Origin of the sequence: Okeania sp. SIO2C2 (assembly GCF_010692625.1) — a bacterium.
In the GTDB taxonomy this organism is placed as follows: Bacteria; Cyanobacteriota; Cyanobacteriia; order Cyanobacteriales; family Microcoleaceae; genus Okeania; species Okeania hirsuta.
The window spans coordinates 15,430-32,101 of record NZ_JAAHGM010000012.1 but is presented as its reverse complement, the minus strand read 5'-3'; the positions used below and the strand labels follow the sequence as shown (position 1 = coordinate 32,101).

The window sequence follows — 16,672 nt, the reverse complement described above, 5'->3', positions numbered from 1 at the left end:
TAAAATCGGTGGGAACTCCACCTACTAACGTGCATAGTTTTCTAAGTTCATAGCAGCATTAAAATCTCTGTCTGCCTTGAACCCGCAGTTCTCACACTCGTATAGTCTAACATTCAACGGCATTTTCTGTTGATGTCCGCAGTCAGAACATATCTGAGAACTTGGATAAAATCTATCTGCTATTATTAGCTCACTGCCATACCATTCACACTTGTATGTAAGCTGACGCTTGAACTCATAAAAACCGCAGTCTGCTATCGCACTTGCTAATTTATGATCTCTTGGTGCGCGTTCCCTTGCGACTGACGTCGTCGCGGGGTCGCACCGCTTTTTGAGCATTCCACTTACATTCAAATCTTCACCCACCCCTCTTGCTCCCCTCCCAGGAGGGGATGGGGGTGGGTTGGTTTTTAGCTAACCATGTTGTCAGTTTATGTAGTGCATCTGCTCTGATATCAGCTACTTTTTTGTGAATCTTGGCTAGTTTTTTTACTGCTTTGGCTTTCTTTTTGCTACCAGGCTCTTTTTTCTGGACACGCCGTTGATAACGAGTTAGTCGTTTTTTGGCTTGTCTGTAAGCTTTGACGTTAGGGTAGATTGTTCCATCGCTACAAGTTGCTAGGGCATTTATACCTACATCTACACCGATAATAGCCTGTTTTTTAGTCAGAGGTTTGGGCTTTTGTTCATCATACTTAAAACTAATGTACCATTCACCTGCCCGCTTGGATATTCTCACATTTTTGACTGGTACAGATGGTAAGATTTCATAAGTTTTTACTATTCCTATTCTGGGTAGTTTGATGTAGTTTCCTCTCAGTATATGAATACTTCCTTCTAAATAGAAACTGTCTTTTTTCCCTTTTTTCTTAAATTTAGGAAACCCACATTTAGGAATAGTTAAAAAGTTTTTAAATGCCCTTTCTAAGTCTCTTAAAGCTTGTTGAGGGGCACATTTTGATACTTCATAATACCAAGAATTTTCACTTTTAACTTCAGCTACCAAACGCTTATGTAAAGTGACAGAACTAGACCGTTTCTTAGTTTCTTCGTACTCAGCAATACAAGTCGCTAATCCCCAGTTATAAGCATGACGAGCCACACCTGCGTGTTTGGCAAGTATCGTATGAGTGTTTATTGTTAACTTTTAATTTGGTTTTGATTGATTGCATTTGAACTGGTAAGCTATAAAAAAAAGTCTTTGATAGTTATAAGATGAATGAGTGTATGATAGCAAATAATCAGGAGATTTTTAATATTTATTAATATTTGTTTAACTTTGTCCAATGATTCGGCTTCAGTAGTTATCCCCCTGAAGCTGCATTGCCTATTATTTTAGCTTCTATTCGCAAAGATGGACTGCTATTATTTGCCGAACCAGAAACCTTGGCTATGTTAACTCCATTGCAGGTTTTGACTGGGGTGTATCTAGCAGGAGTATTGCTACCTTGTTTAGTTACTCTGTTAACTATTACGCGAGAACAGTCTCTTCGATTTGCCTTATTGCTGTTAAGTAGACAGGCGATCGCGGCGATCGTTTTTTCTTTATTTCTTGCTTGGGGCGGATTATTAATTAGCTAAAGGTACAAAAAAACATTCTCTTTCGGAGTTACTGGAAAAAATGTAAGTCGCCATCACTCACAAATCTCTTTTCTAATTGTTATTTACTCTAGAGAAATGTCCAAATTTCAAGCGATCGCCTACTCCAAATGACTCATAGGCCCAAGGTTCATCTTCCTTGGGTTTTATGTTGTTCGTGGATCTTAAGGGTTGTAAATCTATACCGTATTTGCTAGGTGAGATTTGTCGGCTCAACGGTAAGACTCACCGGCTGCAGATAACTTATCGCCTCAAGTAGATATTTCAAGTAGCAGTCCGGTGCAGTCTAGGGTTAGACGTATATTGGGTGCTCAACCTTATAAATCATGAGCTTAGTCCTTGCTGTTGCCGTAAGAATTTACACAGGAATGTACTTGACAGAATATGGTGCCCAATGCTCTTTCCAAGGTCTTGCCTCTTCTAGTTCATAGGCCAGTTCATACAGCATCTTGTCATTGCCAATGGCCGCTTGAAACATAGTACCAATCGGCAAACCTGACTCATCATTCCAATTTAAAGGTACTGACATAGCTGGATTACCAGCCACGTTAGTGGGAGCCGTATAGGCCAGACGATTTTGTAGGAACTCTAGAGTTGAGTCATTGACTCTGTCGTTTGGTGTTAGTGCGTCTCCCTCGACAAATAGAACAGGCATGACTGGCGACATCAAAATATCGATCGATTCAAAAGTATCAATATAAAAGCCTGGAACTTTAGCGAGATAGGCTTGCCCTTGGGCTTCTTGCTCATCTGTAATGGAAGCACCGTATTCAATTAGGGAAGCGGTAAATGGATCTAGGAGACCTGACTCTGCGGCTGCTCTACCACTGAGGATTTCTGTAGATTCAGCCACAGTCCCGAATTGTCGTAAAAATGCACCATTATAGTTTGTAAAAAACTCCACCTCATTCACGGGGAAAGTGACCTCAACGACCTCATGCCCCAAATCTTGCAGCAGCCGTACAACATTTTCTTGGGCTTTACGAACAGGTTCTTCAACGACCAGCCCCCCACGAATTGAGGCAGCATAACCAATCTTCAATCGTCGGGTTGAGGGACCAGTCACCAGCCCCACAGGTTCAAATACTCGGCTAGACTTGTCTTCAGTGTCATTGAAAAGGGCGGCACTATCACGCACTGTTCGACTCAAAGCCTGGTTTGTTTTGAACGGATTATGCCCACCATCGGATTCACCAGAGAGCATACGTTCTCGGCTAGGTTTCATGCCAAAAACGCCATTGGCACAGGCGGGCAATCGGTTGGAGCCACCGCCATCAGTTCCGTGAACTAAAGGCAAAATTCCTGCTGCCACAGCAGCCCCTGCTCCTCCACTAGACCCCAGTGTGGACTTAGATAAATCCCAGGGGTTGCGACTCAAGCCAAAGGCACTATTATTCGTGACAATACCCAACTGGGCAAACTCTGGAACATTGGTCATGCCTACAATATTCATGCCTGCGGCTTCGACCCCGTCAATGTATCTCACATTTCTGACTGGGACATTTGTCAGTTGCAGTCGTGAGCCATCGGTACGACGGACTCCCCCGACATCAATCATATCTTTGATTAAAATTGGCACACCAGCAAACGTGCTGTTGAGAGGAATTTGATCAGCTTTTTCCAAAGCCCTTTCGAAGGTAGGAGTAGTCAAGACATTGATAATTGGCTCCATCGCTTCAATACGACGAATAACTACTTCAACTAACTCTCTAGCCGTAATCTCTCGTGCTTTGATCAGTTGGGCTAAACCAAGTGCATCGTAATCTATCAATTCGTCGGATTCCCTCATGCGAGCAAGTGCTTCAGGCGGAATAGGGAATAGTTGGTTGGCGAGAGTATTATTTGTTCCTGGTCGAGTTGTTTTGGCTTGACCCAACTTACCTAAAGCGAGGGTGCTAGTTAGTCCTACAGCCATACTACTCGTCAGAAATGCACGTCGATTTAATTGAACCATTAAATTTCTCTCCACGATTCCGATGCTTCACTGAAGTTGAAGCAATAAATAGCTTAAGTATCTCCTCTAGAAATAGTCAAGCCCAATAAAAGTTCCATGATCAACTGGAGCATATCTTAGCTTGGAGATGCCCAAAATATGGCTAACTATTGCTTATTATGCTTGCTCCTATCTAAGTCAGTCTAACCATCCCAATTAGGGGTATTAGGCTGACTTGATCGCGATAACAGCCCTGTGAATGATGTTAGGCTGAATAAAGTTCTTGATAACACCTCAAAATAGAGTGTTATGCAGATCATAGTCAGTCTGTCTTTCTAATTTGGCATATTACACAGACTCAGATCTTGATAATGCCCCAAATTAGGGTTTTATCACGATCTTGCTGTGCATATTAGCACTGTCAGCGGATGTTATGCGGCTTTCTTCATCAAATCTTCATTATCGCCATAGTCCTTCAAATCTGGACTGAATCGATGTTTTGAATGGTCTGAGTCGGTTGATTAATCCAGCAATGGGGCTGTTTCGCCTACCACCTGAAGCTGCATCGCCTGTCATTCTGGCATCAGTTCGCAAAGACGGCCTACTGCTATTTGCTCAACCCAATACGGTCAGCCTGTTGTCCCCGGTGGAAATCCTCACAGGCGTTTATCTAGCCGGGGTAATGTTCCCCTATCTGGTGACAGCACTGACGATCGCTCGCGAACAGTCTTTCAAATTTGCCCTGATGTTGATGGGGAGGCAGGCGATCGCTACAATCTTTTTTTCTCTATTACTTCCTTGGGAAGGATTATTAATTAGCTAAAGGCAAAAAAAACATTTGGTCCATATGATGCAAAAAACTCTCCTGACTATCCTCACAACTTTCGGAGTTACTGGAAAAAATGCAAGTCGCCATCACTCATAAATTTCTTTTCTAACTGTTATTTGCTCTAGGGAAATGTCCCAGTTTCGGGCGATCGCCTACTCCAAATGACTCATAGGCCCAAAGCTCATCTCCCTTGGGTTTTATGTTTTTCGTGGATTTTAAGGGTTGTAAATCTATGCCGTATTTGCTGAATGAGATTTGTCGGCTCAACGATAAGAGTCACCAGCGGTAGAGATTGCTGAAACGAAGTCAGAGGTTGTCTGCCCGCCTGGTTCACGAAAAGGTTAGTTGGTGATCGTTTAAGCAGTAGAAGTAGTTGGCAATAAGTTGTTATGCTTTCTTCGTCAACCTTACCTGCAAAATCGCAGCAATTCTCAGTATGAGATTTTGCACTAAAACTCGACCCTAAAGCTCAGTTTTTTGAACGGAAAAAATGATGCTTTCAGCCACTTGCTGCCCTCAAAAATATGGGTTTCGTAGGCCAATATTGTCATACTGAGAATTGCTGGCAAAATTGGCCATCACTTTTGGTCACGGTTGCTAAAAACTCACCAGTCTAGATGCGACGTACTCATTAGCCTTAAAACCAGCAAACTCTAGCAACCTTGCTAAGGGTGGAATATCGATATCAAACGACTGACTTCCATCTGTAACCTCAATACTGTCAACCGGACGACCATCAATATAAATATCGAGACGGCTCAGTCCCAAGGTTTCTGCTTGGATCGTCATGGTTGTTCCTGAGCCAGTTGTAGTGGTCACATCCAATTGACGAACTGGCATTCCAGAAAGAATTCCTCCAGCCTTATTAATGAGATCTACATTACCTTCTAGTAAATCATCCTTGCTCATATAATGGCGTGAATCAGGAGTGATTCCTAAATCTTCAACGGGGGTACCAGACTGTTTTCCTACTCTGATCGAACGACGGATTGCAACACGCATATTGGAACCATTTGGCAACAGTTCATAAGGCGTCTCAGAATCTGAGGGTTGAGGCAAATTTAATAAAGCTCGCAATAAGCTATGCTCCCAAACATTTGCGCCACCAGCTCCCGTATTTTCGTCTACACCGAGAATATGGCCAATTTCATGATCTTGGAATCCAGCTGCAAATATATCTGTTGCACTGTAACAACGTGCATCAGTGATCAACACTACAGGTCCATGGTACTTTTGCCCTATTTGATTTGCAAACTCTACGGGAGTAATCGGAAAACCACCTGAATATATAGCGCCAGTTTCTAGTGATCGACGAATTGAGGGCACCCAAGGACCAAGATCAATCATTCCAGTAGGGTTATCCTCGTGGCGTTGACAGATCCGTAAGTTCAAAGGCGTATTGATGAACTGAGTTGGTTCTGGTGATATATCAACAGGAGTCAGTACCTGTAAAAGGCCCTCACTAGCCCAAATATGTCCTCCACCATTGCCTCGGACATCCAAGATTAAACCGTTCTGTGGGAGTAATTCGACCAAACGAATAAACTCGTTAATGAATGCCTCAGGATCATTAACATTAAAAGTAAAAATTCGGATATGTCCAAACTCTCCAGAGGGCGTGTTGACACTCTTTGCGTGCAAAACTCCTGGCATCGTAGTTGTGATAGTCTGCCCAGAAGCTACTGCTTGCTTAGAAATCTTTGTTTTCTCGCCTTCTGCCGCTACTACTTCTGGGGCAAAAAGTATTTTCTTAGCTTTCTGGGTAAGCTGAGCCTCCAGGTCGACTCCCTGAGAGACAGAACTCAGCCTTACTTCATCAGCATCTACCGCATCAAAATCCAGCTCAAATGATTCTACAACAGCCCAATTTTGCTGTAATTCGCGGTCATTACCATTGAGATCAGTGTAACCGATAACAACCCACATAGCATCGGGCGGTAATGCAACAATTAGAGGACGAATTGTTAAGCCGTCAAGACCACGAACATGACGCGCTGCTAAATTACTCCCTGCATGCAAATCTGCAGATAGTGCAACAGCACGGCGAATTGGAACCCCATTCCACATTTTAATCTCGACACCGGGTTTAAAGTGCGGGTGCGAGAAGCCCTGAACAAAATGAGTCACAATATAGTGCGGTTCACCTTGGTCAAAATACTCCTCGATTTGAAATGGCAAGAAGGCTGTTTTACCTGCAAATGGGAAAGGCAAAAGGTAATTTGTATGGAGATCTCGAACGGAATTGAATATCTCCAACATTTCTTGGTGAAATGATAAGGCACTATCCAACTCGGAATCTGTTGACTGATCAAGACGATGCCGTATCAACCGAAGCTTTTGAATCGGATTCACACCATGCATCGATTCCTTTAACGGTAAATGAACAAAGTTATCGTCAAAAAGAATTAGTGCTTGTTCAACAATCCGTTTGCGGGAATCAAGATTTAAGTTGCCAACTGATTCGAGGAAGGTTGGCAAATCAGTTGCAGTAGACAATTGTGATTTCACAGCAGGGTGAGCACCACTCAAAAAATCCAGGCTATTTTCTCCCTGTTCTGAGCTATTAAGCCTAGCATTTCTCTGTGTTGATGTGATTCGTTTTGCCCGTTTTTTATGGGAATAGTTCATAAGCTTTATCCCTCAATTTTATTAATTTGTGCAACGAAAAATAATTCAGGTAACTCTTAGCAAGTCTTAGCCGTGGCAGGATCATCCTATAGAGTTAATTGGTTCTTGTTCAGGCTAACTATTGTTTATTATGCTTTCTCTTATCTAAGTCAGTCTAACTAACCCAATTAGGGGTATTAGGCTGATATTGATCGCGATAACACCCCTGTGAATGACGTTAGACTGAATAAAGTCTTGATAACACCCCAAAATAGAGTGTTATGCAGATCGTAGTCAGTCTATCTCCCCGATGTGGCATATTATATCATGTCCGGATAATTAGTGATAAAAAAAACTCTCTCCTTCTTCTCCTGTTCTTCTTCTTCCTTCTTCCTTCTTCCTTCTTCCTTCTTCTTTCTTCCCTCCTGACTCCTGAGGACTGACTCCTGAGGACTCCGTAGTTATTTATTTATCACTGTTCAACCGGACATGATATTATACAGACTCAGACCTTGATAATGTCCAAAATTAAGGTTTGATCACGATCTTGCTGTGCATATTAGCCCTGTCAGCGGATGTTATGCGACTTTCTTAATAAAATCTTCATAATCGACATAATTCTTCAAATCTGGACTGGCTGGACGTTTTGAATGGCCTGAGTCGGTTGATTAATCCAGCAAGGGGACTGTTTCGCCTAGCACCTGAAGTTGCATCGCCTGTATCAAGCGTGTTGTGCTGCAAAGTAGATTGTTTTCAAGAATGCTATCCCTCCAACAAATTTCTCATAGCTTGCACCTTATTGCTGTTGAGTAGACAGGCGATCGCTACAATCTTTTTTTCTCTATTACTTGCTTGGGGTGGACTGTTAATTAGCTAAAGGTCCAAAAAAGCATTTAGCCCAAAAGCTGTTTATAGTGATGGCCTTAATCCAACACAATTGTAAATAAATAAAAAGTATTTTTATGTTATCTTAACTATGAGAATGATTATCATTCTCATATAAAATTATCCTCCTCAACCTTCCAAGCTGAATAGCTTTGGGCTTCAAAAGGTTGCAGGATAAATCCAACTATAACCATTAATCTATGCTAAGTATTGAAACTCCCAAACCTCAGTTAAAGAATTCATTTCTCGAACGGCTCCAGAACCCAGAGCGTCCAGTGGTAATCTTTGATGGCGCAATGGGAACTAACATCCAATCCCAAAACTTGACCGCCGAGGACTTTGGTGGAGCGGAATATGAAGGTTGTAATGAATATTTAGTCATCACCAAGCCAGAAGCAGTGGCCAAGGTCCATCGTGATTTTCTTGCAGCGGGGGCAGATGTTGTCGAGACTGATAGCTTTGGCTCAAGTCCCTTAGTCCTCGCAGAGTACGATCTAGGCGATCGCGCCTACGAACTCAGTAGAAAGGCGGCAGAATTGGCTCGCCGTTGTGCGGATGAGTTTACCACTCCCGAAAAACCAAGATTTGTCGCAGGTTCCATCGGTCCAGGCACCAAGCTACCCACCCTCGGTCATATTACTTATGATGAATTGAGAGCGAGCTTCATGGTGCAAGCAGAAGGTCTCTTTGACGGGGGAGCCGATCTTTTCATCGTGGAAACCTGTCAAGATGTTCTGCAAATTAAGGCGGCACTGAGTGCGTTTGAGGCGGTGTTTGCCAAAAAAGGTTCGCGACTCCCCTTAATGGTGTCCGTGACTATGGAAATCCAGGGAACCATGTTGGTGGGGACGGATATCTCTGGGGTGCTGGCAATTCTGGAACCCTTCCCCATTGATATTTTGGGGCTAAATTGTGCGACAGGTCCCAATTTGATGACTTCTCATATTAAGTATCTGTCAGAAAATTCGCCGTTCCCCATTTCCTGTATTCCCAATGCGGGACTACCAGAAAATGTTGGCGGTCAGGCGGTTTATAAAATGACCCCCCAAGAATATACAACTGCCATGACAGGGTTCATTGCGGAACATGGAGTTCAAATTGTCGGTGGTTGCTGCGGTACGCGCCCAGCACATATTCAAGCTTTAGCCGATGCTGTGGAACACACCCCACTAAAAGAGCGTTCGGTGCGAAAAAATGCCGTCGGTGAGATTCGATCGCCCCTCTCCTATACGCCAGCAGCAGCTTCCATTTATTCAGCCCAAACCTATGAGCAGGATAATTCTTTTTTAATCGTTGGTGAGCGATTAAATGCCAGTGGTTCTAAAAAAGTCCGCAAGCTTTTGAATGAAGATGATTGGGATGGGTTATTGGCGATCGCTAAATCCCAGGTCAAAGAAGGGGCGCATATGCTGGATGTAAACGTGGATTACGTCGGGCGTGATGGAGAACGGGATATGCGAGAACTGGTATCGCGACTGGTGACTAATACGACTCTCCCACTGATGCTCGACTCCACCGAGTGGACAAAAATGGAAGCGGGTCTCAAGGTCGCCGGGGGCAAATGTTTGCTCAACTCCACCAACTATGAAGATGGAGAAGAGCGATTTTTTAAAGTTCTGCAATTGGCAAAAGAATATGGCGCAGGAGTTGTCATCGGCTGTATCGATGAAGAGGGAATGGCTCGAACCGCCAAGAAAAAATTCGAGATTGCCCAACGCGCTTATCAGGATGCGCTCAAGTTTGGGATTCCACCCCATGAAATTTTCTATGACACCTTAGCTTTACCGATTTCAACTGGGATTGAGGAGGATCGGGAAAATGCTAAAGCAACGATCGAATCAATTCGACTGATTCGGGAAAATCTGCCCGGCGTTCACTTTATGCTGGGGGTCTCTAATATTTCTTTTGGCTTAAGTCCAGCCACTCGCATCACCTTAAATTCGGTCTTCCTGAATGAAGCGATGAAAGCAGGGATGGATGGGTCGATTGTCTCCGCTGCCAAGATTTTGCCGTTATCGAAGATTGACGAAGAACATCAACAGATATGTCGCGATTTGATTTATGACAATCGCAAATTTGAAGGCGATATTTGCACCTACGATCCGTTGACGAAGCTGACGGAAATTTTTGCGGGGGTGAGTGCGAAGGATGCTAGAACTGGTCCTTCCTTAGCAGATTTGCCCATCGACGAACGCTTGAAGCAACATATTATTGATGGCGAGCGCATTGGATTGGATGATGCGTTAAAGGCGGGTTTAGATTCAGGTCATAAAGCACTGGAGATTATCAATACTTTCTTGTTAGATGGGATGAAGGTTGTGGGCGAACTGTTTGGCTCTGGTCAAATGCAATTGCCCTTCGTATTGCAGTCAGCCGAAACCATGAAATCAGCAGTGGCTTTCCTCGAACCCTACATGGAAAAAATCGAAGGAGAGGACGAAGATCGCGGTAAAGGGAAATTCCTGATTGCCACCGTTAAAGGCGACGTCCATGATATCGGGAAGAATCTGGTGGATATCATCTTGACCAATAATGGCTACAAGGTCGTCAATCTGGGCATTAAACAAGCCATTGAGGCAATTGTCGAAGCCTATGAGCAGCATCAGCCTGATTGTATTGCCATGAGTGGCTTGCTGGTGAAGTCTACAGCATTTATGAAAGAAAATCTGGCAGCATTTAATGCTAAAGGGATTACAGTTCCAGTGATTTTAGGCGGTGCAGCACTAACTCCAAAATTTGTGTATGGCGATTGTCAAGATACTTACAACGGGCAGGTGATTTACGGTAAAGATGCTTTTGCCGATTTGACCTTTATGGATCGACTGATGCCCGCCAAAGAACAGCAATCCTGGGTGGATACCGAAGGCTTTACAGGGGAATTTGCTCAGTTTAACCAAAAGGGACGCAAGGCGATTGAAGATTCAGATCGAGAACTCAATGGTGATGGGCAGAAATCCGATGGCGATGGGAAGAAATCAGATGAACCAACTGTCATTGATACCAAACGCTCGGAAGATGTGGCGATTGATATCGAACGTCCTACGCCGCCTTTCTGGGGGACTAAAATTCTTCAGAGTGGCGATCTAGATTTAGAAGAGCTGTTCTGGTACATGGATTTGCAAGCACTGTTTGCTGGGCAATGGCAATTCCGTAAACCGAAAGGTCAATCTCGCGAGGAATATGATTGGTTCCTGGCATCAAAGGTTCATCCAATTTTGGAAGAATGGAAGGAAAAAATTCGCACAGAAAAATGGTTGGAACCCACTCTAGTTTATGGTTATTTCCCCTGTGCAGCGATCGGCAATTCTGTTCATGTTTACGATCCTAGTGTCATTGAGCAGGGTTTAACACCGACAACAGCAACCCCTTTTGTCACTTGGACATTCCCTCGTCAGAAATCCGGGCGTCGGCTGTGCATTGCTGATTTCATCCGTCCCCTCGAACAGAATCAATTTGATGTCTTGCCTATGCAGGCAGTCACTATGGGAGAAATTGCCACCGAGAAAGCACAGGAACTCTATAAAGACAACAAGTACACCGATTATCTGTACTTCCACGGGATGGCGGTGCAGATGGCGGAAGCCTTGGCAGAATGGAGTCATGCCAGGATTCGGCGGGAATTAGGCTATGGAGATTTAGAGCCTGATAACATTCGCGATGTATTAGCCCAAAGGTATCAGGGTTCTCGGTATAGTTTTGGCTATCCAGCTTGTCCGACGGTGATGGATCAAGTGCCACAGTTGCAATTATTGGGATGCGAGCGCATTGGGTTATTGATCGATGAGAGCGAACAGCTTTATCCAGAGCAATCGACCACTGCTTTTGTCACCTATCATCCTGTCGCTAGATATTTTAGCGCTTAGATAGATAGGGAATGGGGTCGCGCTTACAGCCGTTTCAGAGTTAGTGAGGTACAAAATTTTATTATTTCAGGACTTACGCAAGACCACCATACCTAGTAGGGGCGAACGGCCGTTCGCCCCTACAAATGGTGTGAAATTTGCCATTTTGCGTAAGTCCTATATTTGTTAAAAGTTGAAAGTCTGTTAGTAATTTTGGTAACACAAGCATCCTGCTTGTTACAGCTTTCCAGGTTGTAACTGCAAAGACAGAGATTAATTTTTAAGTGTACCTCACCATCCTCAAAAGTGCTGTAAATCCAGGCGACCTCTAATTTTTATTTCTAATTGCTAGGCATCAGCATAGCTCCTTTAGCCTAAATTCCAACTGGATTTGCTTTCAAAATAGAGGTTCTACATGAGTCAAACAAACGATGGATCGAATTGGCATCAAGATTTTATTGCCACTAATTTGCTGGTCATTGGCTATAATGCTTGGGCTGGTCATCTCAGTCAGAAGCGCGGTGCGATAGTTTGTAGCACAAATTCTCCAACATTGGGGGTTAGCGGAGAATCATTCAAAACCCATTTTGTCGGACGTTCTCGCCTGGCGCCGTTCCTGAATGCCTGGTTAGCGGCTCCTGACACTGCAATTTTGCGCCATGACTTTATGATTGCTCACATCTTGGAAGTTGTCGATAATTATGATCCAACCACAGAGGTTGTATTGTTGCTGGAGTCTTTCGAGCAGGCGATGTTCTTTTACTTGAAAAACCTACCCATCACACCACCTCAATGCTACGAGCAAGTATGTAAGACTTGGGATGAATTCCAGCCAGGAGTTGGCGTTAATCTAGGTTCGTGCGACGAGGTGCAGCCTAGTACGATGTGACAAAAGTCAACCCCTATTCAAGCAAGCTGCCAGCTTTTGGGCGAGAACTCGGACGTGGGGCGATCACATCATCCTATCAGTGGGTATGCAAAATTATTTGTGTCATTGCGTTCGCGAAGCGTGTCCGATAGGACATACGACAGCGAAGCAATCCCAAAGTATAGCGATTGCTTCGTTTCACTCCGTTCAACTCGCAATGACAAATGTACAATTAATTTTGCCTAAGTACTTAATGGTGGCCGGGAGTGACATAAGTTTCCAACTTTTCTGTAATTTTAGAACATTGGGGGTGACAAAGCCCACGAATTTTACATCTATGTCCACTCTTCTCGAAAAAATAGCCTCCGACGAGGCGATCGATACTGCTTATCAATGGTTGTGTAAAAAACGCCAACATTATCATCCTAATGCGGATGTCAGGCAGCTCAGACGATGGTGGCACGAGAAAAAGCCCATTCTACAGGCGCAACTTCTTTCGGGAAATTTTCAATTTCGGGAGTTGCGCTTGATTCGTGGTGAGGAGAAATCTATAGAATGGTGGTCGTCTTTGGATGCTTTGGTGAACAAGGCGATGACTATTGTTTTGACGGAACATTTGAAACCTGTCCTTTCCACTCGGTGTTTTCATTTAGCCGGGAATGGTGGGTTGAAGGGGGCGGTGCGAGAGGTTGCTACTAATGTTGAGGAGCATCCTTTTGTGTTTCGCACTGATGTTAAGGGGTATTATGCCAGCATCAATCATAAAATTTTGATGGATATTGTGGGGTTGCACATTAAAGAATGATAATAGATTTTCAACTGTACATATATTGAGGAAATAGTTGTCCAAAAATATCTACTTTCGGGTTTCATCATTCCTAATTGTGCAACACCAATATTTTTGTCTACTTACTTACAACTGATAACTGATAACTGATAACTGATAACTGATATGTCCGGTATATGGATGATTGGGTGATTCTGGCTCCGACGCGGTGGAAGTTACGCAAAGCCATCAAGGCAGTGAATGAGGTGATGGCTGATTTGCAAGTAGAAAAGCACCCAAACAAAACTTTTATCGGGCGCGTGTCCAGGGGTTTTGAGTTTCTGGGCTATTGGTTTACCCCATCAGGTTTACGTGTAGCCCAGAAAACGGTGGATAAAATGAAGGCGAAGGTAGCCCTGCTTTATGAGCAAGGTGCGTCAGATTGGCGGATTGGTGACTATCTTCGGCGGTGGGTGAGTTGGGTTAGGGGTGGTTTATTGGGAGTGGAGTTGGGGTTTGGTGGGGTTGAATGGTATGGGATGCAAGATTGGGTTGTTTGGCTCTTTTATATGGCCTCTTTTCTGATCAACTTATGGAGTTGTTGTATTTGGACCATGGAATATAACTCGTTGTGACTTCCTGCCCTTATAGTCCAAGGCTCTTCCCTTTTCCGCTTTAAAACGACCTTCCAGTCCCTTTCCATTCCTACCAGCTTGAGGATTCGGATGAGGAATCATCGCTTTCGGTCTCATCCTCATCATCAATAAATGAACCATTCAAATTATAGCCGTCGATTTGACATTTTTCGGTCATTGCACACTGACTGTCACACCAAGTATAGAACACGCCGTCTGCTTCGACTCGACTCCCATAGTTGTGTACTTCACTTAACCACTCCTGTGGGATTGGTTTTGACTTATACTCGGCTGAGTTCTGGAAGTAGTTCCATTCTTTTACCCATGCTCTGTCTGCCCCTTCGATTTCGTCTTTTTGATACTTTGTAAAAACTATTAGGTGCGCGTTTTCTTTGTAGCTTTCCGCTGCATTTAGCACTTCTTCGATTTCGTTTCGTTTGAAAAATTTTTTTATTCCTCCACTCATGTCTCCATGGAAGCCTGTTACCACGATTAGTTTTTTTGGTATCCTAAGAAATTTGTCAGCCGCCTTTACCTTTTCCAAGAACTCTTGGACCGCTACCTGTCCTGTTGCTGTTATTATGAAATTATAGCCAACCATTTTAGGTAACCTGTTGTAAAAAACTATTGCATTACTACAAACTTTACCACTGACGAATGTCATATTCCTTTCTCTCCATTTGAATTTATTACTTACATTTCATAACCTACCATGAAAAAGCTGAAATAATCCATATTTTACTTCATCGTTTTTAAATGCCTAATTTTTGCACTGTTGCAATATTTTGGATGGGCACGCATGGGCTTATCGATGGATGAGAGCGAACATAATGCTCCAGAGCAATCGACCTCCGCTTATGTATTCTTTCGTCCTGACGATTGATATCATACTCTTCGTGTGTTAATTCACTTGTACTCATTGAATTTTCTCCTTTGCTAATTTGTTAATAGAAAATTTTAGGTTTTCCCTTACATCTATAAGACGGTTACTAAAGTCAATCCCTGAATTTTTAGTAGAGTTAGAGACTTTAATTTAACTGACTTAATAAAATTGAGTTGTACATCTTAAGGACGATTTCAGTTATCAGTTTCTGAGTTTATATTTAAAACAGGAATTTCCAGCGGTAAATTCTGGATAGTGAAGCTCTTGATAGAAGTCAAATAAACCTCTAACGTAACTATTTCAATATTGAGTTATCGCCCCTTCTCCTCCTTTCCATCCTACACCTTGGATAAAACTCTGCCAAAAAACAGAAAGTCTGGATAATAAAGGTGGGTCTCTACTAACATTAACCACACCAGTTCTATTTAACCAAACCATCGCCATTAATCTCATCGACCGTTGAATGTTTATAAATATGGGAGCGGGTAAAGGAGAAAGTAGAGAGATTTCCCCTGTGTAACGAAGATAAGTTTCTTCATCACTAATTATCCGGACTCGCTCTAACACGCCTAAACTATCAACAATCTCTGACTTTTCTACCTCTGGTTGCGATGGAGAAATAGAGCGATCGCCCGATTGAGTAATGGAATGGCGACTTAATTTAGCATTATTATTGGGAAATGGTTGAACTTTTGCTATCTCACTTTCAACCGATACAGTCTCCGCCTCCAAAACACTCTTATCATCTTGCGACCTTATCTGCTGCTGCTGTTCCCCATTTTCTTCTGGGGTAGGAGACTGACTCTCCACTGACATCTGTAGAGACGAATAGCTGTTTGCGCCTATTTCCGACTCTGAATCTCGAAAATAGGCACTCAACTTCTGTTTAAGCCGTTTCCGTGCCAAAGATATGCGCTTGCAGACATTATCATAAGATATCCCTTGCTGTTCGGCAATTTCTGTATGGGAAAGCTCCCGATAAAAATGCAAAATAAACGTCTCCCGCAACTTTTCCGGTAACTCAGCGATCGCCCCTCGTATCCGTTCGGACCTCTCCTCTCTCTCCAGAACAGACTCTGGACATTCAACCGTTCCTGTGGTAATAACTTCCTCAGTATTACCCACCCATTCAATACTTTCAACACCCACAGCACCACGAGAACCTTTGCGGATAAGATCGATGCAAAAATTACGAGTCACCCGATACAACCAAGCCTTTAAATTAGTAATTTTTTCCCCGAACTTTTGCACCTTTTCCCAAGCTTTTACCATTGCCTGACTCAGAGCATCCTCGGCATCCATTCGGTTAAAATTCATCATCTTGAGACAGCAGCGATAAAGCTGGCCTCGACTTTCTTGCCATTGCGGCCAAAACTGAGAGATTAGATGGGAGCGTACGCTCTCTGTCCCAGGATTATCTATTAAGTTTCGTCTTGTATTTGCAGTGCTGGAGGTCATAAAAAACGAAATTGGTTTTGTCCTTCTGATTGGAGTAAGGACAAAATGTTAATTTCGATCCTCTCTCCTTACATTCTTAAGACGATTTCCATACCCAATTTCTGACTTTTTCGAGTTAGAGCTGATTTGTAAACTTCGCTAAAAGTCTTATATAAGCTCGCTTTTAGCAATTATAAATTAACTTGAATATCACTCTTAAAACCCTCTTAAAACCTAAGAATAGCAAGTGATTCTGGGCTTTAATATTTACTTTATAAATCAGCTCTTAGCACTAATTTTTTTAATCTCGACTCAACCAACTTCAATCATCAACCCACATTTCGTACTTCAAAGTGTATTACTAATGAAGCATTCCTTTCAATTATCG

12 protein-coding genes are annotated in these 16,672 nt (G+C 43.1%); 6 read left to right on the top strand and 6 right to left on the bottom strand.

Annotated features, from left to right (window positions below):
- Positions 1-24: 24 nt before the first annotated feature.
- Both F6K18_RS12985 and F6K18_RS12980 read right to left on the bottom strand, forming a co-directional pair.
- Positions 25-366 carry an RNA-guided endonuclease TnpB family protein gene (locus F6K18_RS12985; RefSeq protein WP_287521333.1) on the bottom strand — a complete coding sequence of 114 codons (342 nt, stop codon included), beginning with the start codon at positions 364-366 and terminating at the stop codon, positions 25-27.
- The gene (locus F6K18_RS12980) at positions 359-1,102 is read right to left on the bottom strand and encodes a transposase (RefSeq protein WP_287521331.1); all 744 of its coding nucleotides are present in this window, start codon (positions 1,100-1,102) and stop codon (positions 359-361) included. The genes F6K18_RS12985 and F6K18_RS12980 overlap by 8 nt, the downstream gene beginning before the upstream one ends.
- Positions 1,103-1,323: 221 nt before the next feature.
- On the opposite strand from F6K18_RS12980, the gene F6K18_RS12975 reads away from it, so the two are divergent.
- Positions 1,324-1,581, top strand: a complete 258-nt coding sequence (locus F6K18_RS12975; RefSeq protein WP_287521329.1) for a hypothetical protein — start codon at positions 1,324-1,326, stop codon at positions 1,579-1,581.
- Positions 1,582-1,957: 376 nt separating this feature from the next.
- Here F6K18_RS12975 and F6K18_RS12970 read toward each other — a convergent pair whose 3' ends face one another.
- On the bottom strand, positions 1,958-3,553 hold the full coding sequence (locus F6K18_RS12970; RefSeq protein WP_287521327.1) for an amidase: 1,596 nt from the start codon (positions 3,551-3,553) through the stop codon (positions 1,958-1,960).
- A 625-nt stretch (positions 3,554-4,178) separates the two neighbouring features.
- Between F6K18_RS12970 and F6K18_RS12965 the strand changes: the two genes are divergently transcribed.
- Entirely contained in the window at positions 4,179-4,355 is a 177-nt protein-coding gene (locus tag F6K18_RS12965) for a hypothetical protein (protein ID WP_287521325.1), read from the top strand.
- Between the two features lie 603 nt (positions 4,356-4,958).
- Here the strand turns inward: F6K18_RS12965 and F6K18_RS12960 are convergent.
- Entirely contained in the window at positions 4,959-6,989 is a 2,031-nt protein-coding gene (locus tag F6K18_RS12960; RefSeq protein ID WP_287521323.1) for a S41 family peptidase, read from the bottom strand.
- Positions 6,990-8,053: 1,064 nt separating this feature from the next.
- Between F6K18_RS12960 and metH the strand changes: the two genes are divergently transcribed.
- From metH to F6K18_RS12940, 4 genes are all read left to right on the top strand, one after another.
- Complete coding sequence (gene metH / locus F6K18_RS12955; protein WP_287521322.1) at positions 8,054-11,716, top strand: methionine synthase; 3,663 nt, start codon at positions 8,054-8,056, stop codon at positions 11,714-11,716.
- Between the two features lie 394 nt (positions 11,717-12,110).
- Positions 12,111-12,584, top strand: coding sequence for a hypothetical protein (locus F6K18_RS12950; protein ID WP_287521321.1), 474 nt, complete (start codon positions 12,111-12,113; stop codon positions 12,582-12,584).
- A 316-nt stretch (positions 12,585-12,900) separates the two neighbouring features.
- Positions 12,901-13,368 carry a hypothetical protein gene (locus tag F6K18_RS12945; protein WP_287521319.1) on the top strand — a complete coding sequence of 156 codons (468 nt, stop codon included), beginning with the start codon at positions 12,901-12,903 and terminating at the stop codon, positions 13,366-13,368.
- Between the two features lie 158 nt (positions 13,369-13,526).
- Positions 13,527-13,964: a hypothetical protein gene (locus tag F6K18_RS12940; RefSeq protein WP_287521318.1), complete on the top strand. Its 438-nt coding sequence runs from the start codon at positions 13,527-13,529 to the stop codon at positions 13,962-13,964.
- A 70-nt stretch (positions 13,965-14,034) separates the two neighbouring features.
- On the opposite strand, the gene F6K18_RS12935 is transcribed toward F6K18_RS12940, so the two are convergent.
- On the bottom strand, positions 14,035-14,628 hold the full coding sequence (locus F6K18_RS12935) for a hypothetical protein (protein WP_287521316.1): 594 nt from the start codon (positions 14,626-14,628) through the stop codon (positions 14,035-14,037).
- A 519-nt stretch (positions 14,629-15,147) separates the two neighbouring features.
- Positions 15,148-16,305, bottom strand: coding sequence for a sigma-70 family RNA polymerase sigma factor (locus tag F6K18_RS12930; protein ID WP_287521314.1), 1,158 nt, complete (start codon positions 16,303-16,305; stop codon positions 15,148-15,150).
- Between the last annotated feature and the right edge of the window lie 367 nt (positions 16,306-16,672).